Raw genomic sequence first — 23,382 nt, forward strand, 5'->3', positions numbered from 1 at the left:
TTGCGGCATGAGCGAGCTCGCGATCACTCCGCTGAACCCCTCGATCCTGCCGGCGGCGACCGGGAACTACACGCATGGTGTCGAGGTGACCGGCGGCCGGCGGATGGTGTTCGTCAGCGGCCAGGTGCCGTGGGGGGACGAGCAGGGGCGGATCCCGGAGGACTTCGAGGACCAGTGCCGGATGGTGTGGCGCAATGTGCTCGCCGTGCTGTCGGAAGCGGGGATGAGTGTGGAGAACCTGGTGAAGGTGACCACGCATCTGTCCGATCGGCAGTACCGGGCGGCGAACTCGAAGATCCGCGAGGAGGTGCTCGGGGATCATGCGCCGGCGTTGACGGTGTTCATCTGCGAGATCTATGCGGAGGAGTGGTTGCTCGAGATCGACGCCATTGCTGTTGGTTAGTTCGTACGACGTACGGCCTGTGGCTGGTCGCCGCGGGTTCGCCGGGGGACGTTGCTGGAACTTCTCGCCGCTGCCGGCGGAAAGAAGTTGAGGGCAGAGTCCCAGGTGGGAGGCAGGCGTGCGTGCCCGGGCGGCGGTGATCGGCGCCTTGGGGGCGGCGGGGTGCGGATCGCCGTAGCGCGCACCCCGCCGCGAACAGCTACGCCCAGGTTTCGGCGTGGGTTACTACGCCGTTGGGGGCGCTGATCTCGGTGATGACGTCGTCGGCGTCGGCTTCGAGGGGCTCGAAGGGGTACTCCGGTACGACGTACGCCCGGGCGCCCGCGACCAGGTCGACGCCGGGGAGCTCGAACCAGGCTTCGCCGGTTTCGCGGCTGATCTCGTAGATGGCCTGCTCGGCGGTGTCGACCGGGTCGCGGTCGCCGGACTCGTCGAGCTCGACCGGGTGCCGCTCCTGGGCGGCGCGGCCGGCGTCGAGCAGGGCCTCCAGGTCGACCACCTTCAGGTCGAACCGGGACACCACGCTGATCAGGTGGTCCTGCTCCTCGGGCTCCTCGTCGTCCACCTCGACGATCTCGTCGTCGAGCAGCAGCGGCGTCGTACCGGTGTGCTCGAACACGGCGTCGTTCCAGCCCTCGACGAGCTCCTCGAGCTGGGCGTTGTGCTCGTCGAGCACGGCCTGCTCCTCGTCGCCGGTCATCGCCAGCAGGGCCTCGGTGTGGGCCTGGAGGCGCTCGGCGAGCAGCCGGCTGGCCTCGGCCAGCGCCTTGCGGGACTCGTCGGAGAAGAACTGCTCGGAACCCTGGGCGGGGAACTGCTGGTCGTCCACTTCAGTCACTGCGTTCTTCCCTAACTCTGCGAAGACTTCTCATTGCCAGGCGTAAGTATGTGGGCTGCGGCCGCCACGGCGAAGTCCGGTCCACCCACCACCTCTGTGAGAGAGCTGTGAGTACGGCGTCCGCCGGGTTCCGACCTGACACTATGGAGTCATGGCAGGTCGCGGGCGGCTGAGGATCTATCTCGGCGCCGCGCCCGGTGTCGGCAAGACCTACAAGATGCTGGGCGAGGCACGACGGCGGCGCGAACGTGGGACCGACGTGGTCGTCGGCTTCGTCGAGACCCACGGGCGCGAGCAGACCGCCGCCATGCTCGACGGCCTGGAGGTGGTGCCGCGCGCGATCGTCGACCATCGCGGCGCGAGCTTCACCGAGCTCGACCTGGAGGCTTTGCTGGCCCGCCGGCCCGAGGTCGCGCTGGTCGACGAGCTGGCCCACACCAATGTTCCGGGGAGCCGGAACGCGAAGCGCTGGCAGGACGTCGACGAGCTGCTGAGCGCCGGGATCGACGTGATCTCCACGGTGAACATCCAGCACCTGGAGTCGATCAACGACGTGGTCGAGAAGATCACCGGCGTGCCGCAGCGCGAGACCGTGCCCGATCGCGTGGTGCGGGCGGCGGACCAGATCGAGCTGGTCGACATGGCGCCGGAGGCGCTGCGGCGGCGGATGGCGCACGGCAACGTGTACGCCGCCGACAAGGTGGATGCTGCCTTGGGCAACTACTTCCGGATCGGCAACCTGTCCGCCCTGCGCGAGCTGGCGCTGCTGTGGTTGGCCGACCGCGTGGACGCGGGGCTTCAGCAGTACCGCGAACAGCACGACATCGACTCGACCTGGGAGGCGCGGGAGCGGGTCGTGGTCGCGCTGACCGGCGGTCCCGAGGGCGAGACGCTGATCCGGCGCGCGGCCCGGATCGCCGCCCGGTCGGCGGGAGGCGACCTGCTCGCCGTACACGTCACGCGGTCGGACGGGCTGACCGGCGCGGACCCGGCCCGGCTCGCGCAGCAGCGGCAGCTCGTCGAGAGCCTCGGCGGGAGTTACCACCAGGTCGTCGGCGAGGACGTTCCGAACGCGCTGCTCGCGTTCGCGCGCGCAGAGAACGCGACGCAGCTCGTCCTCGGCGGCAGCCGGCGCTCGTTCCTGTCGATGCTGCTCACCGGTCCCGGGATCGGCGCGACGTCGATCCGCGAGTCGGGCGACATCGACGTCCACATCGTCACGCACTCGCAGATGGGCCGCGGCCGGTTGCCGCGGGTGCAGGGGAGCCTGTCGCGGATGCGGCTGATCTACGGCTTCGGCCTCGCGATCCTGCTGCTGCCCGCGCTTGCCCTCCTGCTCGGCTCCGGCAGCGACACGCTCAACCTGACCAGCACTGTGCTCGCCTTCCTGCTCGCGGTCGTCGTGGTCGCGCTGGTCGGCGGGTTGTGGCCGGCAATGCTGGCGGCGATCGCCGGCACGTTGGTGCTGAACTGGTTCTTCACGCCGCCGACCCGGTCCTTCTCGATCACCGAGCCCAACAACGCCATCGCGCTGAGCATCTTCATCCTGGTCGCCGCGATGGTGAGCTCGGTCGTCGACCGGGCGGCCCGGCGTACCAGGCAGGCCGCGCGGTCCGCCGCGGAGTCCGAGACGCTCGCGACGCTGGCCGGGTCGGTGCTGCGGGGCGAGACGGCGTTGCCCGCGCTGCTGGAGCGGGTCCGCGAGGCGTTCGGGATGACGTCGGCCTGCCTGATGGAACGGGTCGACACCGACGAGCTGACCGAGACCTGGCGATCGATCGCCTCCGCCGGTACGCCGACCTGCCGCAGGCCCGAGGACGGTGACGCGAAGATTCCCGGCCGGGACGACCTGGTGCTCGTGCTGCAGGGCCGCTCGCTGGCCGCTGACGAACGTCGCCTGGTCGGCGCGTTCGCAGCGCACGCCGCCGCGCTGGTCGATCGGGCCCGCCTCACCGAGGCCGCCGCGGAGGCGAAGCCGTTGGCCGAGGCCGACAAGCTCCGTACGGCGTTGTTGCGGGCCGTCGGCCACGATCTGCGCTCGCCGCTGGCGTCGGCGAAGGCCTCGGTGACGAGCCTGCGCAGCTCCGACGTCGAGTGGAGCCCGGCCGAGCGGGACGAGCTGCTGGAAACGGCCGACGAGTCGCTCGACCGGCTGAGCCGACTTGTCGACAACCTGCTGGATCTGAGCCGGTTACAGGCGGGGGTGCTGCCGGTGTTCACGCGGCCGACGGCGCTGGACGAGATCCTCCCCGGCGTACTGGGTGAGGACGCGGCCGACGTGACGGTCGACCTGCCGCCGGGGTTGCCGCTGGTCGAGGCGGACCCTGCGTTGCTCGAGCGCGTGGTGGCCAACCTGCTCGCCAACGCGATCCGGTACTCGCCGCCAGGCCGCGGGCCCTTGCTGACGGGGAGTTCACTGGGGGACGTGGTGGAGATCCGGGTGATCGATCGTGGACCGGGGATCCCGGCCGAGGACCGGGACCGGGTGTTCGCGCCGTTCCAGCGACTGGGTGACACCGACAACACGACCGGCGTCGGACTCGGCCTGGCGCTGGCGCGTGGTCTGGCCGAGGCCATGGGCGGCTCGCTGCGGCCGGAGGACACGCCGGGCGGGGGTCTGACCATGGTCGTCTCGATGCCTTCAGCAACAATGAACGACGTGCCGGTACCCGGCCGCCTCGAGCGGGGAGCCCTGTGACCAGAGTGCTGGTGGTCGACGACGAGCCGCAGATCGTGCGCGCCTTGCAGATCAACCTGAAGGCGCGCCGGTACGAGGTGCACGTGGCCGGGAGCGGGACGGCGGCGCTCAAGGTGGCCGCGCAGCACCCGCCCGATCTGGTCATTCTCGATCTGGGGCTGCCGGACTTCGACGGCGTCGAGGTGATCCGCGGGCTGCGCGGCTGGACCGAGGCGCCGATCCTGGTGTTGTCCGGCCGGACCGACAGCACCGACAAGGTGGAGGCGCTGGACGCCGGCGCCGACGACTACGTCACCAAGCCGTTCGGGATCGACGAGCTGCTGGCCCGGATGCGCGCCGTACTGCGTCGCAGCGGCACCGTGGCCGAGGAGCCGGTGGTCACGGTCGGCGACGCCGAGGTCGATCTCGCGGCCAAGCGGGTCACGATGACCAACGGCGACGAGGTCCGGCTGACGCCGACCGAGTGGCACCTGCTCGAGGTGCTCGTCCGGCACCCCGGGAAACTGATGTCCCAGCGCCAGCTCCTCACCGAGGTCTGGGGGCCGGGCTACGAGACCGCCGGCGGCAACCTGCGCTTCTACATGGGTCAGCTCCGCCGCAAGCTCGAGGCCGACCCGGCCCGACCCCAGCACCTGCGCACCGAACCCGGCATGGGCTACCGCTTCGAACCCTGAGGGGAGATGCGCCGATGGCGATCATCGACAACGCCGGCTCGCGGTCGACGACACGATCGCGGCGCACCAGCGGCCGAAGGTCGGCTACCCGTACGCGCTGCTGCTGATGCTGGTCGTCAGCTGCGGCCTCTACTTCGTCTTCACACGCCGCGGCTGGTCCTGAACACCCGCGGGCGTCCGATTCCTGTAAGACATCCGGCGCGTGAGTTGGCAGGGTGGGTGCATGGAGATCTTCGAGGGTGGTCGGGAGTTCGTCAGGCGTGACGCGCGGCTGGTCGAGCGGCGGCTGTTCGCCACGCTGTTCGAGGGTGCTGACGGCGACGGCGTCCTGGACGCGCTGCGCGGGTACCGGAACGCCGACGGCGGGTTCGGCCACGCGCTCGAGCCGGACAAGCGGTGCCCGGACAGTACGGCGCTCGACGTGGAGACCGCGTTCGACGACATGATCGCGGCCGGCGTACGGGACGACGAGCTGATCGGCGCGGCCTGCGACTGGCTGCAGTCGGTCGCGACGCCGGAGGGCGCGGTGTCGCTGTGCAGCCCGGCGATCGAGGGGTACCCGCGGGCCGAACACATGTCCGACTGGACCTACGTACCGGGGCTCAACCCGACCGCGGGACTGGTAGGGCGGCTGTACACGCTCGGGTTCGAGCACCCGTGGCGTGACCAGGCGGCCGAGTGGTGCAAGGCCGAGCTGGCCAAGGGACTGCCGACGGACGGGCACGCGATGCTGGAGACGCTGCAGTTCCTGGAGCATCAGCCGGACGTCGACCTGGACCGGATCCGGGACTGGCTGCCGAAGCTGTCCACGTACCGCGCCAACGCCGACGATCCGTCGTACGGCGTGACGCCGCTGCACTTCGCGCCGACACCGGACAGCCGCTGGCGGCAGCTCTTCACGCAGGAGCAGATCGACGGCCATCTCGACCGGTTGCTCGCCGACCAGCAGGCCGACGGCGGCTGGGCGATCACGTGGGAACCGCCGGGCCCGATGGCGACGCTGGAGTACCGCGGGGTCGTCACGGTGGCGGCGCTGCGCAGCCTCCAACTGAACGGGAACTTGTCAATCGACTGAATGAACTCGCGCCCCGGCTGTGGAAGAATGGAGCCGGTGAGGCCGCCCCGATGAGCTGGATGCAGTCGCTGATCGCGGCGATCGCGATGGTGGCCTCCTCATTGCCCGGAGCCCCGGCGCCGCAGGCCCCCGCGCGGATCGCGCCGACGGACGGCTGGGTCGCGAGCTGGGGTGTCGCGATGACGCAGGCCGGTACGACGGGGCCGTCGGCGACCGGCGTCCGGAACACCACGATCCGGCAGGTCGCGCACCTCTCGCTCGGCGGCGGTTCGATCCGGCTGCGCCTGTCCAACCGCTTCGGCAAGCAGCCGCTGGTCGTCGGCGCGAGCTCGGTCGCACCCCGCAAGGGCGGTGCCGGTACGCCGAACCTCGAACTGCTGAAGAGCGTCCCGGTCACGTACGGCGGCCGCGCCGCGGTCACGATCCCGGTCGGCGCGGAGTCGGTGTCGGACCCGGTCGACCTGCCGATCGGCGACGACAGCGACGTCGTGATCAGCACGTACTTGCCCGGGCCGACCGGGCCGCTGACGCAGCACCCGGCCGGGTACGCGTCGGCCTTCAGCGCGGTCGGGAACCAGACTGGCGCGGGTGGTGCGCCGTACAAGAAGATCCCGGGGATGGCGCGGTTCGTGCTGACCGGCGTGGACGTGAAAACGCCGGCCGAGGGCGCGATCGTGCTGTTCGGCGACTCGATCACCGACGGCGCCTCGTCGCCGGTCGACCGGAACCTGCGGTACCCGGACCAGCTCGCCGACCGGCTGCTCAAGCGCCGGTACGCCGTGGTGAACGCCGGCATCGGCGGCAACCGGCTGCTCGTCAACGGCGGCGTCTCCGGCGAGGCCGCGATCGGCCGGTTCGAACGCGACGTGGTGCGTCGTAGCGGCGTCCGGGCCGTCGTGATTCTCGAAGGGATCAACGACATCCGCGCCGGCAACGGCACGATCTCGGGCGCGCAGCTGATCAACGCGCATCGCCAGCTGATCGCCCGGGCGCACGCCGCCGGGCTTCGGGTGTACGGCGCGACGCTCACGCCGTACTGGGCGGCCGATCACTACACCGTCGGCGGCGAGGTCGCGCGGCAGGCGCTGAACCAGTGGATCCGGACGGCCGGCGAGTACGACGGGTACGTCGAGTTCGAGCACGCCGTGCGCGATCCGTACCAGCCGTTGCGGCTCGCGCCCGGGTACGACAGCGGGGATCACCTGCACCCGAACGCGAAGGGCTTCACGGCGATGGCGCACGCGGCCGATCTGGACGCGCTGACCTCTTAACGCAGGGGACCGACCGCTCACCGACCGTAGGGTTGCGATCCCGGAGCGTGCTGCGTGGAATCGAGCTACGTGTCCGTCCCACGAGAGGTGCTGTCATGCGCCCGTTGCGCAAACTGGTTGTCACCGCTGCTGCTCTGCTTGTCGTTGTTCCCCTCGCTCCTGCTTCGGCCGAACCGTCCTTCGGGGCTGATTGGGTGGGTACTTGGGCTGTTGCCGTCACGCCGCCCGGTACGTCGGGGCTGTCGGCGACCGGCGTCACCGACACGACCCTGCGGCAGGTCGCACACTTGTCCGTCGGTGGCTCCGAGCTGAGGCTCAGGCTGTCGAACGTCTACGGGACCACTCCCTTGAAGGTCGGGAAGGTGACCGTCACTCCGCGGGCCGACGCGTTGGCCGGTACGCCGACCGTCGATCCGTCGAAGCTCAAGCCGGTGACCTTCGGTGGTCAGGCCGCGGTCACCATCCCGGTCGGCACCGAGTGGATCTCCGACCCGGTGCGGCTGCAGGTGCCGGACGACACCGACCTCGTCATCAGCACCTACTTCCCCGGGCCGACCGGGCCGTTGACGCAGCACCCGGCGGGGTACGCGACGGGCTTCGTGGCCGGCGGCGATCAGACCGGCGAGGCGGGGCCGGCGTACACGGCGATCCCGGGCGCGGCCCGGTACGTGATCGAGGGCGTCGACGTGAAGAGCCGGGTGCGGGGATCGGTCGTGCTGTTCGGGGACTCGATCACCGACGGGGTCGTGTCGCCGATCGACAAGAACCTGCGCTACCCGGATCAGCTCGCCGATCGGCTGCTGGCCCAGCCGGCGTGGCGTGAGCTCGGCGTACTGAACGCGGGGATCAGCGGGAACCGGCTGCTGGCCAACGCCGGTACGGCGGGCGACTCGGCGCTGGCGCGCTTCGACCGGGACGTGCTCGGGCAGACGAGTGCTCGAAGTGTGGTGTTGTTGGAGGGGATCAACGACATCGGCAACAGCCGCGGCGCGACGGATCCGGCCGAGCTGATCGCGGTGCACCGGCAGTTCATCCAGCGGGCGCACGAGGCCGGGTTGAAGGTCTTCGGGGCGACGCTGACGCCGTACGAGGGGGCCGGGTACTACTCGGTCGAGGGCGAGGCCGACCGGCAGGCGCTGAACCAGTGGATCCGGACGTCGGGCGAGTACGACGGGGTCGTGGACTTCGACAAGGCGGTGCGGGATCCCGCCGCGCCGGGGAAGATGTTGCCGGCGTACGACGTGGGCGATCACCTGCACCCGAACGCCGAAGGGTTCAAGGCGATGGCTGCCGCGTTCGATTTGGCGGCGCTGAGCCGGTGAGCTTTTCGATGCTGCTGGAATAGGCGGCATCCGTTGTGGAGAACGGTTGTCCGGCCTCTGACCTGCGCGTTTTCCGTGCTGGGTCGGGGGCCGGACGGTCTGGTGGGGGTTGAATCGGTGGCGGGGTTCTCGGCACGCTGCCGACATTCCGTTCTCTGATGGAGGAGTGCTTCATGCGTGGTGAGAAATCGATTGCCCGAGTGGTTGGTGTGGTCGCGTTGGTCGTGGGCGGCGGGGTGGTGGCGACGTCCGAGGCGGCGGCCGAGGCCTGTCCGGCGACGGCGGTCTTCCAGACTGACGGCTACACGGCGGGTGAGTCGCTGGTGAACTGGAACAACTCGCGGTTCAACCACAACGTGCCGGCCGGCGTACAGGTGATTCAGGTGCCGTACTACGCGGGAGTCTTTCCGGTCGTCGATCGGTTGGCGCTGGACGCGTCGGTGGCCGAAGGGGTCGGCAAGCTGACCGCGGCCGTGAACGACTTCCACGGGCGCTGCCCTGGGTCGCAGCTCACACTGGCTGGGTACTCCGAAGGAGCTGTTGTCGCAGGCAACGTTCTCGAACGGTTCGCGCAGTCGTCGGCGATCCCGCACGCGCAACTGAACGGCGTCCTCTACGGCAATCCCCGCCGCCCCTTCGGCCCCGGCGGCCGCGGCGGCGTCGCCGGCGGCATCGAGACCAACCTGCCGACCGTCCTGCCCGGCGTCACCATGCAGGGCCCGCACCAGTACGCCGGTATCGCCGTCCGAGAGGTCTGCAACGAGAACGACGGCATCTGCAACTCCACCAACCTGATCACCAACCTCGCCGCCTTCGCCAACGGCCTGATCGGCTACGCCTCCGGCGACCACGCCTACGACCTCGACCCGATCCGCGACACGGGCAACGGCGTCACGCTGCACCCCCAGAACCCAAGAATCCCGTACGGCGCCCCGCTGCCGCTCCCCATCGGCACCCCGTGGCAGATCCAGCAACAACTCTTCGGCGACGGGCCGGCCCGACAAGCAGCCATCACCGCCCGCAACTCCCTGGGCACAGTAGCCTCCCCAGAAGCCCTTGCAGCGTTGGCAAACCAGCCTTGGTTCCGCCTACTGGCTGCTGCTTAACCCGGGGAACTGCGCCAGGCGTTTGGTGCACGCTGTACGACGGCCGGCTCGGTCGACCCGACCAGGGCGCGTTGGCAGGGGCCGAGCCGAGCGCGGTCGCCCCTCGGCGCAGCCGAGTGGGCTCGGGGCGACAGGCTCCCTTCCCCCACCCCGCCTGACCCTCGGCGCAGCCGAGGGTCAGGCGGATTCGGCGGGGTGCTCGACTTGGCGATCGCCCCACTGGGTCATGAGCCCTCTCGCAATCTCCAGGTCGTCTCGGAGGGAGCGGTCCGCGAGCGCCGGGGGGAGGGCCGCCAGGGCGTCTGCCAGCCAGGGGCCAACTGCAGACGGCGCCAGATCCTCGGGAGTGAAGCCGGCCAGGCGGATGGCTCGTACGGCGGTGACCAGCTCGCACGCCAGCACCTCCCGCAGGGCGTCGAGGAGTTGGGTGGTGAGGACGGCCGCCTGGGGAGCGAAGCTTGCATGATGTTCGGCGCCCCGGGAGAGGGTGGCGGTGCCGAGAGTGGCCGGCTGGGCGGTGGAGCGGACGGCGGCGAGGGCGTCGTGGGCGACGTACTCGATCATCATCACGCCCGAGCTGGCTTCGGCGCCGCTGGCGAGGAAGCGGGACAGGCCGGTGAAGTCGGGGTCGACCAGGTTCGCGACGCGGGAGGTGGAGAGAGTCGCGACGCTGTGCAGGCTGAGGCGGAGCGAGTCGAGCGCGAGGGCGATCGGCATCGCGTGCCAGTTGCCGTTGTGCAGGACGGTGCCTCCGGCAACCAACGGGTTCTCGGCCGAGGCGTTGATGTCGATCATCAACGCGTTGCCCAAGGCGTCGACATGATCGACCGCGGGGCCCAGCACTTGAGCAAACGCCCGCAAACCGAAGGGATCCTGGATCCGCGCAGGCGCCAGCGGCAGACCGGCGAGCAGCCCACGCATCCGGTTGGCGACACGCACCTGACCGGGCTGCGGGCGCGCCTCGTGCACGCGCACGTCGTACACCTCCGCGTTGCCGCGCATCGCGACGTGAGCGAGCGCACCGACCAGCGGTACGACGTTGATCAGCGTCGCCGCCTCGACGTACGCCAGGCAGCACTCGGCCAGCGTGATCGCGTTGCTCGACAGCAACGGCAGCGCGCTGGTCCCGTCGATCACGTCGCCGAGCGCGAGCCCGAGCTCGGCGAGCGGACCGAGGTCGCCGGTGCCGATCGCACCACCGCGATGCAGATCGGGCAGCTCGTCCTCGTTGAGCAGCCGAACGATCGCCTCGGCGACCTCCGCCGCGAGCCCGGAGCCACCGGATGCGAGCTGGTTGACGCGAATCAGCAGGCCGAGCCGGACGACGTCGCGCGGGTACGGCGTGGTGCCGGTCGTCGAGTGCGACAGGAGCAACCGGGTCCCGTGCTCGGGGTCGGTGGTGAGCACGTCGCGGTTCGCGCCGACGCCGGTCGTGCGCCCGTACACGGGCTGGTGCCGCGCGATCTCGGTGACGGCCGCAGCCGAGTCGGCCATCCGCTTGCGGGCGATCTCGCCCAGGCGGACCGGCGTACGGCGCTGGCCGAGGCCGACAGCGGTCAGCGGCGTCAGCCCGGCCCCGGAAAGCTCGATCGGCTCCACAGCCACAGTGTGAGACCTGCCCGCCCACAGGCTGAAGCACCACGCCAACGTTCCCGTCTCGCATCCGAGACAGCTATGCGAAGCGCGGCACCGGGATCGCGATCACCTCGTACGGCGGCGCCGCCGCGGCACCCTTGGCGAACTGGCTGTTCACGATCAGCAGCCGCTCGCCGTCCGTCGCCAAGGTCGTGGGCGTGTCGAAGGCGGGAGCGGTGTGCCGGCCCAGCGGGCTCGCCGTACGCCCGTCGGGCGAGAGCTCGAGCGCGGCCAGGAAGAACTCGGCCGTCGCCATGCTGTCGCCCTCGTTGCACACGCCGATCAGGGTGTCGCCGATCAGCAGCAGCCCGTCACCGGCGAATCCGGTCGCGAGCGCGGTCGTCGACAAGTCGCCCAGGCCGAGGCGCCAGAGGATCTCGGTGCCTTGGGCAGCGATCACCAGCGCGCTGCTGTCGGCAGTCGCGACGATCCCGTTGAGATAGGCGTCAGGGCCGGCAGCGGGAAGCTCCAGCACAAGAGGCGCCGAGTCGGATCCAAGGTCGAAGCGCCAGACCACCGGACGCGAGGAGTCCGTCGCGTAGGCATGTTCGCCGACCACGCAGACGTCGTTGAGGTACCCGTCGACGTGTCGCCGGGAGATCAGCCGACGGCTCGCCACGTCGTACAGAAAGAGATCGCCCGTCTTGCCGCCACAGACGACCAGCACGTCGGGCGCGATCGTCAGACCGAGCGCGACAGTTCGTCCGTCGGTTCCGGCCGGGGACCAGATCTCGGCGACCGGCTGGTCGAGAGCGCAGCGGTACAGCGTCCCGTCCGCGCTGCTGCCCGCGAAGAACGTGCCGTCCGGACCGAGCGTGATGCCTTCGGGCCGGACGCGGTCGCCGGGCAGGTGGTACGCCGTGATGGACACCGCCGCACGCTAACCCGCCACTGGTTCAGGCAAAAAGGTAGGCCCGCCGATCCTGGGGGAGGGTGGGATCAGCGGGCCGGGTGGCAGCGGTCGCCGGGTCGAGCGGCGGCCGTGCCTGGTCTCGGGCGGGGCCGGGGCCCCGCGTCAGGTCCTACTTCTGGCCGTAGCGCTTCTTGAACTTCTCGACGCGGCCCTGGGTGTCCATCACGCGCTGCTGACCCGTGTAGAAGGGGTGGCTCGCGGACGAGATCTCGACGTCGACCACCGGGTAGGTGTTGCCGTCGTCCCAGACGACCGTCTCGGAGCTCTCGCGGGTGGAACCGGTCAGGAAGCTGAAGTTGCCCGACTTGTCGCGGAAGACGACCCGACGGTACTCCGGGTGAATGTTCTGCTTCATGCAGCGGTACTTCCTTCCAGATAAGGGGCGAACGGGTCGGTCAGGCTTCTGACCTCTTCATCCGCACGTAGTACACAACCGTTCAGGCGGCGTTCTAATTCCCAGATGTCGAGATCGAGGCCGGTGAAGGACAGGTAGCTCGCCCGGTCGCCGTGCTCGGGGTGCCACTCGAGCGCCGACCGGGCCCGGTGGCTGCTGCTCACCTCCGGCCAGCGGTCGGCCGGGAGGTCGGCGAGCCAGCGGCCCAGTACGCCGATCGAGATGTTGGTGCCGAAGCTGTCCCACCCGAGCCGGGCTTGCGGGCGCGTTGCCAGCCACACCGTGCCCTTGCCGCGGGCGGTCCTGTCGACCAGGTCCTCCAACGCGTCGTACAACCGCTCCGGGTGGAACGGCCGGTCCGACGAGAAGAGGAACGTCCGCACCGGCCCGCTTTCTTCCCGCAGGGGTGCGCTGATCGTTCCGGGCTCGACGCGGGCCCGCGCCGCGGCCCGGTCGTGCAGCTGTACGCCGGCCAGCTCACGAGCCCGTCCGACGATCCGGGCCTGGGGATTGAGGGCCTGGGCCAACGCCGCGGCCGCGGACGACGGGTCGACCAGTACGGCGTCCGCGTACTCGACCTGGTGGACGATCGCCTCGGCCAGCGCCCGGTTGTCCTCGGCGGCGGTCGGGATGCCGCGGTCGCGCACCAGTTCCTCGCCCGTCGCGTCAGCGACGAAACTGCCCGCCTCGACGACCGCCAGGACCACGCTGACCTGCAGTTCCCCGGCCGCGTCCCGCCCGATCTCCTCGGCCAGCGCCTCCGGATCACCGGCGGCGGGGACGTTGACCACCGCCGCGTCGTACCGGTGGACGGCCGCGATGCTCCGGAGCAGCTCGACCAGCGTGCCGCGCATCGCGCAGGACACGCAGGGGTGGTTCATCCGGATCACCTCGCGGTCGATCACGCCCTCGGTCGTCCGCGCGATCCGGACCACCGAGCCGCCGGCCAGTCCGCGCACGTCGTACTCGACCAGGACGGTCCCGGGCAGCAGGAGATCGGTCGCGGCGCCGTCGCGGGTCGTGGTGTCGACCCCGCTGACCAAGGTGACCGGCAGCATCCGTACCCTCTTCCTCGACGCTTATTGAAAATGATTACCAACACAACCTACACTCCGGTGACCGGAATAGTCACCCGGGTCCCAGGTGTTCACCGTACTGAGTCCTACGGCGCGCGAGCGCCAAGAAAGGTTGGTCGATGGCCAAGCACAACGACATCCGCCCGATCGTCAAGCTGCGGAGCACGGCCGGCACCGGGTTCACCTACGTGACCCGGAAGAACCGCCGCAACGACCCCGATCGGCTGATGATCCGCAAGTACGACCCGGTTCTGCGCCAGCACGTCGACTTCCGCGAAGAGCGGTAGTCGGTGGCGAAGACCAGCAAGATCGCCAAGAACGAGCAGCGCAAGGTCACGGTCGCCCTGTACGCCGGGCGCCGCGCCGAGCTGAAGCGGCTGATCGCCGACCCGACGACCGGTTTCGCCGAGCGCGGCGAGGCGCAGCTCAGGCTGCAGAAGCTGCCGCGCGACGCGAGCCCGATCCGGGTCCGCAACCGCGACGTGGTCGACGGCCGGCCGCGCGGTTTCCTCCGCAAGGCCGGCATCTCCCGGGTCCGCTTCCGCACGATGGCCCACCGTGGGGAGCTCCCGGGGATCACCAAGTCGTCCTGGTGAACCTCTGCTGAAGGTCCGGCCCGGAACCAGGTGGTTCCGGGCCGGACCTTTTGTCATGAGGTCCAGAAGCCGAGCCGGTGCCCGGAGAAGAAGTCGGTGCGGGTCACCCCGGCCGGGTCGAGCGACTGCACCTTTCGGTCGAACGGCGTCGCCCGCGGCCAGTACGACGTACCGCTGACGTCGGGCCGACCCGTTCGCGCGAAGGCGCTCCACCGATCGATCACCTCGGCGGAGAGCTTGGGATCGGCCGGCTCGAAGATGCTCAGGTCGAGCAGGTAGGTCAGGTCGGTCATGTGGTGCGACCCCACTGGCCAGCCGGGACGGTCCAGCCCGAGGTACCAGGGCGCGTCGCCGGCGAACTCGAAGGTGTAGGTCGGCATCCGCAGCGACAGCAGCTGGTTGGTCCGGTACGCCGGTGCCGCCCACTGGGAATCCGTCATCACCGTCGACAGCGCCAGCCCGGCCGGCGCGACGTCGGCGTACTCGGCAAGGACCGTCGAAGCTTTCGCGCCGAACTGCGCACGGACCGCCTTCTCGTACTCCGCCTGAGTGATCGGTACGCCGGTGGCCGCCTCCTGCGCGCCGTACCGGCCGTGTTCCTCGTCGTGGTTGATCCCGTGCAGGACCGGGACGCGGTTGACGCGCCCGGTCAGCAGAGCCTGTGCCGGGTGCAGCGGCAGCAGCGGGCCGTCCAGCACCGGGCCGAACTCGTAGTCGGCGGTCGCCGCCAGCAGCTTCTCGATCGGAACCGCCCGCAGGCACTCGGTCGTCGAGCAGCCGAGCTTGGTCGTCAGATCGCGGCGGTACTTCTCGGCGACCGGCCGCGGCCTCGGCGCCGCGTAGTTGGTCGTCGAGTACTCCTGCGCGCACGGCCCGCTCTGCACGATCGCCCGGTGGAACAGTCCTTCGGCGGTCGGCGAGGCGAGATGGTCGCAGACGCTGTACGCGCCGGCCGACTCGCCCATGATCGTCACGTTCCGAGGGTCGCCGCCGAACGCCTTCGCGTTGCGCTGCACCCAGCGGAGCGCTTCCTGCTGGTCCTCCAAACCGTAGTTGCCGGCCAGGAATCCGAGCGCGCCGAGCCGGTACTGCACCTGGACGACGACCAGCTCGCCCTGCGCCGCGAGCCGCTTCGTCCCGTAGACGCTGTTCGCGCCGTGGGTGAAGCTGCCGCCGTGGATCCAGACCACGACCGGGAGATCCTTGCTCGCTCGCTTCGGTGTCGTCACGTCGACGAAGAGACAGTCCTCATTGGTGCCGGCGACACCGATCGGGTGCTCGGTCTGTGGGCAGGACGCGCCGTACCGCGTGGCGTCGCGGACGCCGTTCCAGCGGGCCGCGGGTTGTGGTGATCGCCAGCGGCGATCACCGCTCGGCGGGGCGGCGTACGGGATGGCGCGATAGGTCCGGGTGGTCTCGTCGGAGATCCCTCGCACTGGACCGAGGTCGGTGCGTACGACGGTGTCGCCGGTCGGTGGAGCTGCGGCGAGCGATGTCGCCAGCAGGGCGGAGGCGGCCAGAATCGGGAGCATCGGATGCCTTTCCAGGAGGAGAGTTCCATCCTGGAAAGGACCGGACCGCCGAGCACTGGGTTCAGAACCCCGCCGAAGGTGGGCTCAGCACCACTTAGCCGCGGAGGCGGCGGGTCAGCGCGTCGGCGGCCTGCCGGACGCGGCGGGCGAGAAGCGAGCGTTCGCCCGGGCCTACCGACTCGCTGCGGAAGGAGATGCTGATCGCGGCGGCTGGGTGGCCGGCGTGGTCGAGGGCGGCGCTCGCGACCGAGGTGACGCCGGCGGTGACGTGGGACTCCTCGATGGCGAAGCCCTGCTGGCGTTCGTCGGCGAGCAGGCGGCGGAGCTGGCTGAGCGTCTGAGGGCCTTGGTCAGTACGGCGTACGAAGGACTCCGGCGTCGGGAACAGTGCCCGGACCTGCGCCGGGGGCAGAGCCGCCAGCAGAGCTCGGCCCGACGCGGTCAACGTCGCGGGGAGCCGGACGCCGACGTCGGTGACCAGGGTCAGAGGCCGCGGCGGCTGTTCCTTCAGCAGGTAGACGAGTTCACGCCCGTGCAGGACGCCCAGGTGGGCGGTGTGGCCGACCTCCGCGACGAGCTGGGCCAGCAGCGGACGGGCCAGGCGCTCGAGCGGATCGTGCCGCAGGTAGGCGCTCCCGATCTCGAAAGCCGCCACCCCGAGGCCGTAGCGCTTGTCCTCCGGCAGGTGCACGACGAAACCCTCGTCGATCATTGCCCGCAGCAAGTGGTACGTCGACGAGCGCGGCAGGCCGACCGCGGAGGCGATGCGCTCCATCGGTACGGGTCCGGGCTGGGTGGCCAGGAACGTCAGTACCCGCAGGGTCCGGGTCGAGGCGGGAACGTTGCCGCTCACAACTGTGAGGGTAGCGGGCCTGTCTCAGATTTTGGACGATTGACCGCTTCCGGCGCGGCCGCGCCGGATCTTGGCCCGGACCAGTTCGCCGATCAGCGCGAACGCGAACAACCCCGCGGCCAGTCGCCAGTCGAACGTCCGGTCGTCACCGGACAGCAGGAACCCGACCGCGGCCGACAGTACGGCGAAGAACGTCAGCGATCTCACGAGCTTCTTCGTCACAGGGCCTTCGCCGCCGTCCAGGCCGAGCCGGCGAGCCGGTACCCGAGCCAGTGGTTGACCGCGAGCATCGGCTCGTTCGCCGCGTCGTTCCCGGTCGAGGCCGTCGTCAGGCCGGCCCGGTGCGCCCGCCGCAGCGCGTGCGACTTCACCACCTTCGCGAGTCCGCGTCCCCGGTACGCCGGAACGGTGCCGGTCAGGTTCGACCAGATCACGCCACGGTCCGGATCGGCCGTCGTGGTCACGAACGAGACGACCTGATCGCCGTCGAGCAACGCGATGCTCAGGTCCCGGCGCAGGTCCGGGTGGTTCCAGTCCGTCGCCACCCAGTTCTCGTACGGCGGGGCGTGCGACAGCCCGCTCGGGTCGCCCGCCACCACCGCCGCCGTCGCCGTCCACACCTGACGGGCGTCCAGGTCGTCGTACGTCGCCAGCCGCAGGCCCGCCGGCGGGTCGACCGGGTCGGGTGCGTCGGCCAGCCGGACGTCGGAGTGGCTCATCCGCCGGTCGAGCACGTAGCCGTGCCGGTGGGCGAACTGCCGCGATGCGTCGTCGTCCTCGACCACGAGCAGCAACGCGACCGCGCCGAACTCCGTCGCGAGCTGCTCGACCGCGGCCGTCAGCGCCCGGCCGGCGCCGTGACCCCGGCGCTCGGGCGCGACCTGCACGGCGATCCGGACCCGGGGCGCGGGCTCCGCCGGGTCCGGGCGGAACACGTTGCCCCATCCAACGATCACGCCGCCCTCGACGGCGACCAGGACCATCCGCGTCGAGCCGGTCCCCAGCTCGGTCTCGATCCCTCGGGCCGTCTTCACCAGCCGGGGCAGCGCCGCCGCGTACGCCGCCGCCAGACCCACCCCGTCCCCCGGGGCCGCCGGGCGTACGTCAATCATTGCCCGAGCCTAATCGGCGACGGGGTCCCCCCGGAGTCACCGCAACTGTCTCGCATCTGAGACAGCAAGTGGGTGGCGGTGCTGTCGGTCCGGGCGGGGGCGCGGTGCAATGGGCGGGTGGAGACAGCTGAAGCAGTAGGTGGCAGCCGACCGTCGACGGTCGTGGTGGGCACCGGGCCGCTGGCCGCCGGTGACGTGGTGGCCGTGGCGCGGTACGGCGCGCAGGTGCGGATCGACGACCACGCGCTGGAGGAGATCGCCAAGTCGCGGGCCGCGATCGAGGCGCTGGCACACGCCGACATCCCGCACTACGGGGTGTCGACCGGGTTCGGCGCGCTGGCGACGCGGCACATCGCGCCGGAACTGCGGGCCCAGTTGCAGCGCAGCCTGGTCCGGTCGCACGCGGCCGGTTCCGGCCCCGAGGTCGAGACCGAAGTCGTCCGCGCCACCGCCCTGCTGCGCTTGTCGACGCTGGCCACCGGCCGCACCGGCGTGAAGGTCGAGACCGCCCAGGCGTACGCCGGACTGCTGAACGCCCGGCTGACCCCGGTCGTGCACGAGTACGGCAGCCTCGGCTGCTCCGGCGATCTCGCACCGCTGTCCCACGTCGCGCTCGCGGTGATGGGCGAGGGCAAGGTCCGCGACCGCGACGGCAACCTGCTGGACGCCGGCGAGGCGCTCGCCGCGCACGGCCTGCAGCCCGTCGTACTGGCCGAGAAGGAAGGCCTCGCGCTGATCAACGGGACCGACGGCATGCTCGGCATGCTGGTCCTCGCGATCGCCGACCTGGAGCGCCTGCTGAAGACCGCCGACATCGCCGCGGCGATGAGCGTCGAGGGCCAGCTCGGGACCGACCGCGTCTTCGCCGCCGACCTGCAGGCGCTGCGTCCGCACCCGGGTCAGGGCGCTGCCGCCGCCAACCTGCGCTCCGTACTGGCCGACAGCGCGATCGTCGCCAGCCACCGCGGTCCGGAGTGCAACCGGGTCCAGGACGCGTACTCGCTGCGCTGCTCCCCGCAGGTGCACGGCGCCGCCCGGGACACCGTCGCGCACGCGGCGACCGTCGCGGGGCGCGAGCTCGCGGCCGCGATCGACAACCCGGTCGTGCTGCCTGACGGCCGGGTCGAGTCGAACGGCAACTTCCACGGCGCCCCGGTCGGCTACGTGCTGGACTTCCTCGCGATCGCCGTCGCCGACGTCGCGAGCATCAGCGAACGCCGTACGGACCGCTTCCTCGACGTCGCCCGCAACCACGGGCTCAACGCGTTCCTGGCGGACGACCCGGGCGTCGACAGCGGGCACATGATCGCGCAGTACACCCAGGCCGCGATCGTGTCCGAGCTGAAGCGGCTCGCGGTCCCGGCCAGCGTCGACTCGATCCCGAGCAGCGCGATGCAGGAGGACCACGTGTCGATGGGCTGGTCCGCCGCCCGCAAGCTGCGCCGCTCGGTCGACGGCCTCGAACGCGTGCTGGCCGTCGAGATCCTCACCGCCGCGCGGGCTCTCGACCTGCGGGCTCCGCTGGAGCCGGCCCCCGCGACCGACGCCGTACGGCGTGCGCTGCGCACCCACGTCGAGGGACCGGGCACCGACCGGCACCTCGCCCCCGAGATCGAGCACTCCGTCCGGCTCGTTGCCGACGGCACCTACCTGTCCGCTGCCGAGGCCGTCACCGGCCCACTCGCCTGACGGCATCAACCGAGAAAGGCTGGATCACCCATGTCCGGACCCCGACCCGTCCGCGCCGCGCGCGGTACCACCCTGACCGCCCAGGGCTGGCAGCAGGAAGCCGCGCTGCGGATGCTGCAGAACAACCTCGACTCCGAGGTCGCCGAGCACCCCGACGAGCTGGTCGTGTACGGCGGTTCCGGCAAGGCCGCGCGGGACTGGAACTCCTTCGACGCGATGGTCCGCACGCTGACCACGCTCAAGGACGACGAGACGATGCTGGTCCAGTCCGGCCGTCCGGTCGGCGTGATGCGCACCCACGAGTGGGCGCCGCGGGTGCTGATCGCGAACTCCAACCTGGTCGGCGACTGGGCCAACTGGGAGGAGTTCCGCAAGCTGGAGGCGCTCGGGCTGACCATGTACGGCCAGATGACGGCCGGGTCGTGGATCTACATCGGCACCCAGGGCATCCTGCAGGGCACGTACGAGACGTTCGCCGCGGTCGCCGCGAAGAAGTTCGGCGGCACGCTGGCCGGCACGATCACGCTGACCGCCGGGCTCGGTGGCATGGGCGGCGCGCAGCCGCTCGCGGTGACGATGAACGACGGCGTCGCGATCTGCGTCGACGTCGACGACTCGCGCATCCACCGGCGGATCGAGCACCGCTACCTCGACGTACGGGCCGACTCCGTCGACCACGCCCTGCAACTGGCCGAGGAGGCCAAGAAGGCGCGCAAGCCGTTGTCGATCGGTGTCCTCGGCAACGCCGCGGTGATCGTGCCGGCGCTGCTGGAGGCCGGTGCGCCGATCGACATCGTCACCGACCAGACCTCGGCGCACGACCCGCTGATGTACCTGCCGGTCGGGATCGAGTTCGAGGACTGGGCCGCCGAGCGGCAGAAGGACCCGGCCGGGTTCACCGAGCGCGCGCAGGCCTCAATGGCCCGGCACGTCGCGGCGATGGTCGGGTTCCAGGACGCCGGCGCCGAGGTGTTCGACTACGGCAACTCGATCCGCGACGAGGCGCGCAAGGCCGGGTTCAACCGGGCCTTCGACTTCCCGGGGTTCGTCCCGGCGTACATCCGGCCGTTGTTCTGCGAGGGCAAGGGTCCGTTCCGCTGGGCCGCGCTGTCGGGCAACCCGGCGGACATCCGCAAGACCGACCAGGCGATTCTCGAGCTGTTCCCGGACAACGAGCACCTGACGCGCTGGATCAAGATGGCGCAGGAGCGGGTCGCGTTCCAGGGCCTGCCGGCCCGGATCTGCTGGCTCGGCCAGGGCGAGCGGGACAAGGCGGGGCTGCGGTTCAACGAGATGGTTGCCTCCGGCGAGCTCGAGGCGCCGATCGTGATCGGCCGGGACCACCTGGACACCGGCAGCGTCGCGTCGCCGTACCGGGAGACCGAAGGCATGCTGGACGGCTCGGACGCGATCGCGGACTGGCCGTTGCTGAACGCGCTGGTGAACACCGCCAGCGGCGCGTCCTGGGTGTCGATCCACCACGGCGGCGGGGTCGGGATGGGACGCTCGATCCACGCCGGTCAGGTGTCGGTTGCCGACGGCACCGAGCTGGCGCGGCAGAAGCTCGAACGGGTGCTGACCAACGACCCGGCGATGGGTGTGATTCGGCATGTGGACGCGGGGTACGAGAAGGCGGCGGAAGTAGCGGCCGAGCGCGGGGTACGGATTCCGATGCAGGAGTCCTGACCTTCGGCCGGTACGGGGAACGGGGTCAACGCAGTACACAGTGCGACCATGGCAATCCACAGCGCTAAGGTGCACTTTCCCGAGGAATGAGAAAGGTGCTGATCGCGTGGCACCGGGCCCTCGTTCCCCTAGGATCGTTCGGGCGATCGCCGACCAGCGCGAAGGGGCGCCATGATCGAGTTCGAAGACGTCACCAAGCAGTACCCGGACGGCACGATGGCCGTCGACAGCCTCAGCTTGCGGATCCCGAGCAACGAGATCACCGTCTTCGTCGGTCCCTCGGGCTGCGGCAAGACGACCTCGCTGCGGATGATCAACCGCACCATCGAGCGGACCAGCGGCCGGATCTCGATCGACGGCGACGACATCAACGCCGGCGACCCGGTCAGTCTGCGGCGCGGGATCGGGTACGTGATCCAGCACGCCGGGCTGTTCCCGCACAAGACGGTCGTGGACAACGTCGCCACCGTGCCGAAGCTGCTCGGCTGGGACAAGCGCAAGACCCGCGCGACCGCGATGGAACTGCTGGAACGCGTCGGCCTCGACCCCAAGCTCGCCGAGCGGTACCCGGCGCAGCTGTCCGGTGGTCAGCAGCAGCGGGTCGGCGTCGCCCGCGCCCTGGCGGCCGATCCCAAGATCATGCTGATGGACGAGCCGTTCAGCGCGGTCGACCCGATCGTGCGCCACCAGCTGCAGGAGGAACTGCTCCGCCTGCAGCGCGACATCGGCAAGACGATCGTCTTCGTCACCCACGACATCGACGAGGCGATCAAGCTCGGCGACAACGTCGCCGTCCTCAAGGTCGGCGGGAAGCTGGCCCAGTTCGCGCCACCGGCCGAGCTGCTGGCCCACCCGGCGGACGAGTTCGTCGAGAGCTTCGTCGGCCAGGACCGCGGTTACCGCGCACTGACCTTCCGCGAGGCCGAAGGGCTCGAGCTCGCGCCGGTGCCGGCCGAGCTGGTGGTCGACGACGCGGGCAAGCCGACCGGCTGGCAGCACAACGGCGAGGTCCTGCCGCTGGGCGCCGTCTTCCGCCGCGGCGACTCGCTGCGCGCCGCGCTGGACGCCGTACTGACGTCGCCGATCGGTCAGGGCGTCTGCGTCGACGAGTCCGGCAAGGCGCTGGGAACGATCGACCAGGCCGGGCTGGCCGGGGCGCTCCGGTCATGAGCTGGATCGGCGACAACCTCGGACTGATCTGGGACCAGCTGCGCGAGCACCTGTACCTGGCGATCCTCCCGGTGCTGCTCGGCCTGCTGATCTCCGTGCCGCTCGGCTACCTGGCGACCCGGTTCGGCTGGCTGGCCAATCCGCTGATCGCCCTGGGCGGCGTCCTGTACTCGTTGCCCTCCATCGCGCTGTTCATCGTGCTGCCGGTGATCCTCGGCACCCAGGTGCTCTCCACGATCAACATCGTGATCGCGCTGACCATCTACACGGTGTCCTTGCTGATCCGCAACGTGATCGACGGACTACGGTCCGTGCCACCCGACGTGCGCCAGGCGGCCGTGGCCGTCGGGTTCGGGCCGCTGCGGCGGCTGCTGACCATCGACCTGCCGATCGCCGTACCGGTGATCTTCGCCGGGCTGCGCGTCGTCACGGTCGCGAACATCTCGATGGTCAGCGTCGGCGCGGTGATCGGGATCGGTGGCCTCGGCGAGCTGTTCACCCAGGGCTTCCAGAAGGACTTCCTGACCCCTGTCGTCGTCGGCGTCGTGCTCTCGCTGCTGCTCGCGCTGCTCGCCGACCTGGTGCTGGTGACCTTGCAGCGGGTCCTCACGCCCTGGGCCCGTGTCTCCTCCCCGGTGAAGGCGGCCTGACATGTTCGAGTACCTCTTCGACTCCTTCAACTGGTCCGGCCCGGAGGGCATCACCGCCCGCATCCTGCAGCACATCTGGTACACGGCCGCCGCCCTCGGTCTGTCCGCGCTGATCGCGCTGCCGGTCGGTCTCTACATCGGCCACACCCGGCGCGGTGCGTTCCTCGCGATCAACATCGGCAACGCGGCCCGGGCCCTGCCCAGCCTCGGCCTGCTGATGCTCGCGGTGCTGCTCACCGACCAGATCGGGTTCCTCCCGGTGCTGATCGCGCTGGTTGCCCTCGGCATCCCGCCGATCCTGACCTCGACGTACGCCGGGCTGTCCGGCGTGGACGCCGCGACGACCGACGCGGCGCGCGGGATGGGGATGACCGGCCGGGAGATCCTGGCCAAGGTCGAGGTCCCGATCGCGCTGCCGCTGATCATCTCCGGCCTGCGCAGCGCGACGCTGCAGATCGTCTCCACGGCGACCATCGCCGCGCTGGTCTCGCTGGGCGGTCTGGGCCGGTACGTCGTCGACGGGCTGAAGCTGCGCGACTTCCCGCAGATGTTCAGCGGCGCGCTGCTGGTGGCGCTGCTGGCGATCCTGCTCGACCTGCTCTTCGCCCTGCTCGGCCGGGTCGTGGTCTCGCCCGGTCTGCGGAACAACTGATGAACACACTCGGCGCCGGCCGGCGCCGGAACGGAAT

Annotated in this window: 23 protein-coding genes; 14 read left to right on the forward strand and 9 right to left on the reverse strand. The window is 70.5% G+C overall.

Annotated elements, in window-relative coordinates; all coding sequences use genetic code 11:
• Positions 1–7: 7 nt before the first annotated feature.
• The gene (locus ABD235_RS25560; protein WP_344178378.1) at positions 8–403 is read left to right on the forward strand and encodes a RidA family protein; all 396 of its coding nucleotides are present in this window, start codon (positions 8–10) and stop codon (positions 401–403) included.
• 199 nt (positions 404–602) lie between these two features.
• Here the strand turns inward: ABD235_RS25560 and ABD235_RS25565 are convergent, their stop codons facing one another.
• A complete protein-coding gene (locus ABD235_RS25565; RefSeq protein ID WP_344178380.1) occupies positions 603–1,241 on the reverse strand; it encodes a hypothetical protein in 639 nt (212 codons plus the stop codon).
• A gap of 151 nt (positions 1,242–1,392) precedes the next feature.
• Between ABD235_RS25565 and ABD235_RS25570 the strand changes: the two genes are divergently transcribed.
• The 6 genes from ABD235_RS25570 (at position 1,393) to ABD235_RS25595 (ending at position 9,387) form a co-directional block, all read left to right on the forward strand.
• Positions 1,393–3,939, forward strand: a complete 2,547-nt coding sequence (locus ABD235_RS25570) for a sensor histidine kinase (protein WP_344178382.1) — start codon at positions 1,393–1,395, stop codon at positions 3,937–3,939.
• Positions 3,936–4,613, forward strand: coding sequence for a response regulator (locus ABD235_RS25575; protein ID WP_344178385.1), 678 nt, complete (start codon positions 3,936–3,938; stop codon positions 4,611–4,613). Before ABD235_RS25570 ends, ABD235_RS25575 begins: the two co-directional genes overlap by 4 nt.
• Positions 4,614–4,836: 223 nt before the next feature.
• Positions 4,837–5,688 (forward strand): hypothetical protein, encoded by an 852-nt coding sequence (locus ABD235_RS25580; RefSeq protein ID WP_344178388.1) that lies wholly within the window; start codon positions 4,837–4,839, stop codon positions 5,686–5,688.
• Between the two features lie 50 nt (positions 5,689–5,738).
• Entirely contained in the window at positions 5,739–6,959 is a 1,221-nt protein-coding gene (locus ABD235_RS25585) for an SGNH/GDSL hydrolase family protein (RefSeq protein ID WP_344178389.1), read from the forward strand.
• Between the two features lie 194 nt (positions 6,960–7,153).
• On the forward strand, positions 7,154–8,281 hold the full coding sequence (locus ABD235_RS25590) for an SGNH/GDSL hydrolase family protein (protein WP_344178391.1): 1,128 nt from the start codon (positions 7,154–7,156) through the stop codon (positions 8,279–8,281).
• A gap of 173 nt (positions 8,282–8,454) precedes the next feature.
• Positions 8,455–9,387, forward strand: a complete 933-nt coding sequence (locus tag ABD235_RS25595; RefSeq protein ID WP_344178394.1) for a PE-PPE domain-containing protein — start codon at positions 8,455–8,457, stop codon at positions 9,385–9,387.
• 177 nt (positions 9,388–9,564) lie between these two features.
• On the opposite strand, the gene ABD235_RS25600 is transcribed toward ABD235_RS25595, so the two are convergent.
• From ABD235_RS25600 to ABD235_RS25615, 4 genes are all read right to left on the reverse strand, one after another.
• Entirely contained in the window at positions 9,565–10,986 is a 1,422-nt protein-coding gene (locus ABD235_RS25600) for an aromatic amino acid lyase (protein WP_344178396.1), read from the reverse strand.
• A gap of 73 nt (positions 10,987–11,059) precedes the next feature.
• Positions 11,060–11,893 (reverse strand): SMP-30/gluconolactonase/LRE family protein, encoded by an 834-nt coding sequence (locus tag ABD235_RS25605; protein WP_344178398.1) that lies wholly within the window; start codon positions 11,891–11,893, stop codon positions 11,060–11,062.
• Between the two features lie 151 nt (positions 11,894–12,044).
• On the reverse strand, positions 12,045–12,290 hold the full coding sequence (locus tag ABD235_RS25610) for a type B 50S ribosomal protein L31 (RefSeq protein ID WP_077018606.1): 246 nt from the start codon (positions 12,288–12,290) through the stop codon (positions 12,045–12,047).
• Entirely contained in the window at positions 12,287–13,387 is a 1,101-nt protein-coding gene (locus tag ABD235_RS25615) for a CobW family GTP-binding protein (protein ID WP_344178401.1), read from the reverse strand. Before ABD235_RS25615 ends, ABD235_RS25610 begins: the two co-directional genes overlap by 4 nt.
• Before the next feature lie 137 nt (positions 13,388–13,524).
• Between ABD235_RS25615 and rpmG the strand changes: the two genes are divergently transcribed.
• Both rpmG and rpsN read left to right on the forward strand, forming a co-directional pair.
• Positions 13,525–13,692: a 50S ribosomal protein L33 gene (rpmG, locus tag ABD235_RS25620; RefSeq protein ID WP_184800145.1), complete on the forward strand. Its 168-nt coding sequence runs from the start codon at positions 13,525–13,527 to the stop codon at positions 13,690–13,692.
• Between the two features lie 3 nt (positions 13,693–13,695).
• Entirely contained in the window at positions 13,696–14,001 is a 306-nt protein-coding gene (gene rpsN / locus ABD235_RS25625; protein ID WP_344178405.1) for a 30S ribosomal protein S14, read from the forward strand.
• A 53-nt stretch (positions 14,002–14,054) separates the two neighbouring features.
• Here rpsN and ABD235_RS25630 read toward each other — a convergent pair whose 3' ends face one another.
• From ABD235_RS25630 to ABD235_RS25645, 4 genes are all read right to left on the reverse strand, one after another.
• Complete coding sequence (locus ABD235_RS25630; protein WP_344178407.1) at positions 14,055–15,533, reverse strand: carboxylesterase/lipase family protein; 1,479 nt, start codon at positions 15,531–15,533, stop codon at positions 14,055–14,057.
• Positions 15,534–15,627: 94 nt separating this feature from the next.
• Complete coding sequence (locus tag ABD235_RS25635; protein WP_344178409.1) at positions 15,628–16,386, reverse strand: IclR family transcriptional regulator; 759 nt, start codon at positions 16,384–16,386, stop codon at positions 15,628–15,630.
• A gap of 24 nt (positions 16,387–16,410) precedes the next feature.
• On the reverse strand, positions 16,411–16,608 hold the full coding sequence (locus tag ABD235_RS25640; protein ID WP_344178411.1) for a hypothetical protein: 198 nt from the start codon (positions 16,606–16,608) through the stop codon (positions 16,411–16,413).
• Positions 16,605–17,498, reverse strand: coding sequence for a GNAT family N-acetyltransferase (locus ABD235_RS25645; RefSeq protein ID WP_344178413.1), 894 nt, complete (start codon positions 17,496–17,498; stop codon positions 16,605–16,607). Before ABD235_RS25645 ends, ABD235_RS25640 begins: the two co-directional genes overlap by 4 nt.
• 117 nt (positions 17,499–17,615) lie before the next feature.
• Between ABD235_RS25645 and hutH the strand changes: the two genes are divergently transcribed.
• From hutH to ABD235_RS25670, 5 genes are all read left to right on the forward strand, one after another.
• Positions 17,616–19,187, forward strand: coding sequence for a histidine ammonia-lyase (hutH, locus tag ABD235_RS25650; protein WP_344178415.1), 1,572 nt, complete (start codon positions 17,616–17,618; stop codon positions 19,185–19,187).
• Positions 19,188–19,217: 30 nt separating this feature from the next.
• A complete protein-coding gene (gene hutU, locus ABD235_RS25655) occupies positions 19,218–20,873 on the forward strand; it encodes a urocanate hydratase (protein ID WP_344178417.1) in 1,656 nt (551 codons plus the stop codon).
• A gap of 171 nt (positions 20,874–21,044) precedes the next feature.
• Entirely contained in the window at positions 21,045–22,043 is a 999-nt protein-coding gene (locus tag ABD235_RS25660; protein WP_344178419.1) for an ABC transporter ATP-binding protein, read from the forward strand.
• Entirely contained in the window at positions 22,040–22,693 is a 654-nt protein-coding gene (locus ABD235_RS25665; protein ID WP_344178421.1) for an ABC transporter permease, read from the forward strand. Before ABD235_RS25660 ends, ABD235_RS25665 begins: the two co-directional genes overlap by 4 nt.
• A 1-nt stretch (position 22,694) precedes the next feature.
• A complete protein-coding gene (locus ABD235_RS25670) occupies positions 22,695–23,345 on the forward strand; it encodes an ABC transporter permease (protein WP_344178423.1) in 651 nt (216 codons plus the stop codon).
• Positions 23,346–23,382 lie beyond the last annotated feature (37 nt).

This window comes from Kribbella lupini, assembly GCF_039529595.1.
In the GTDB taxonomy this organism is placed as follows: Bacteria; Actinomycetota; Actinomycetes; order Propionibacteriales; family Kribbellaceae; genus Kribbella; species Kribbella lupini.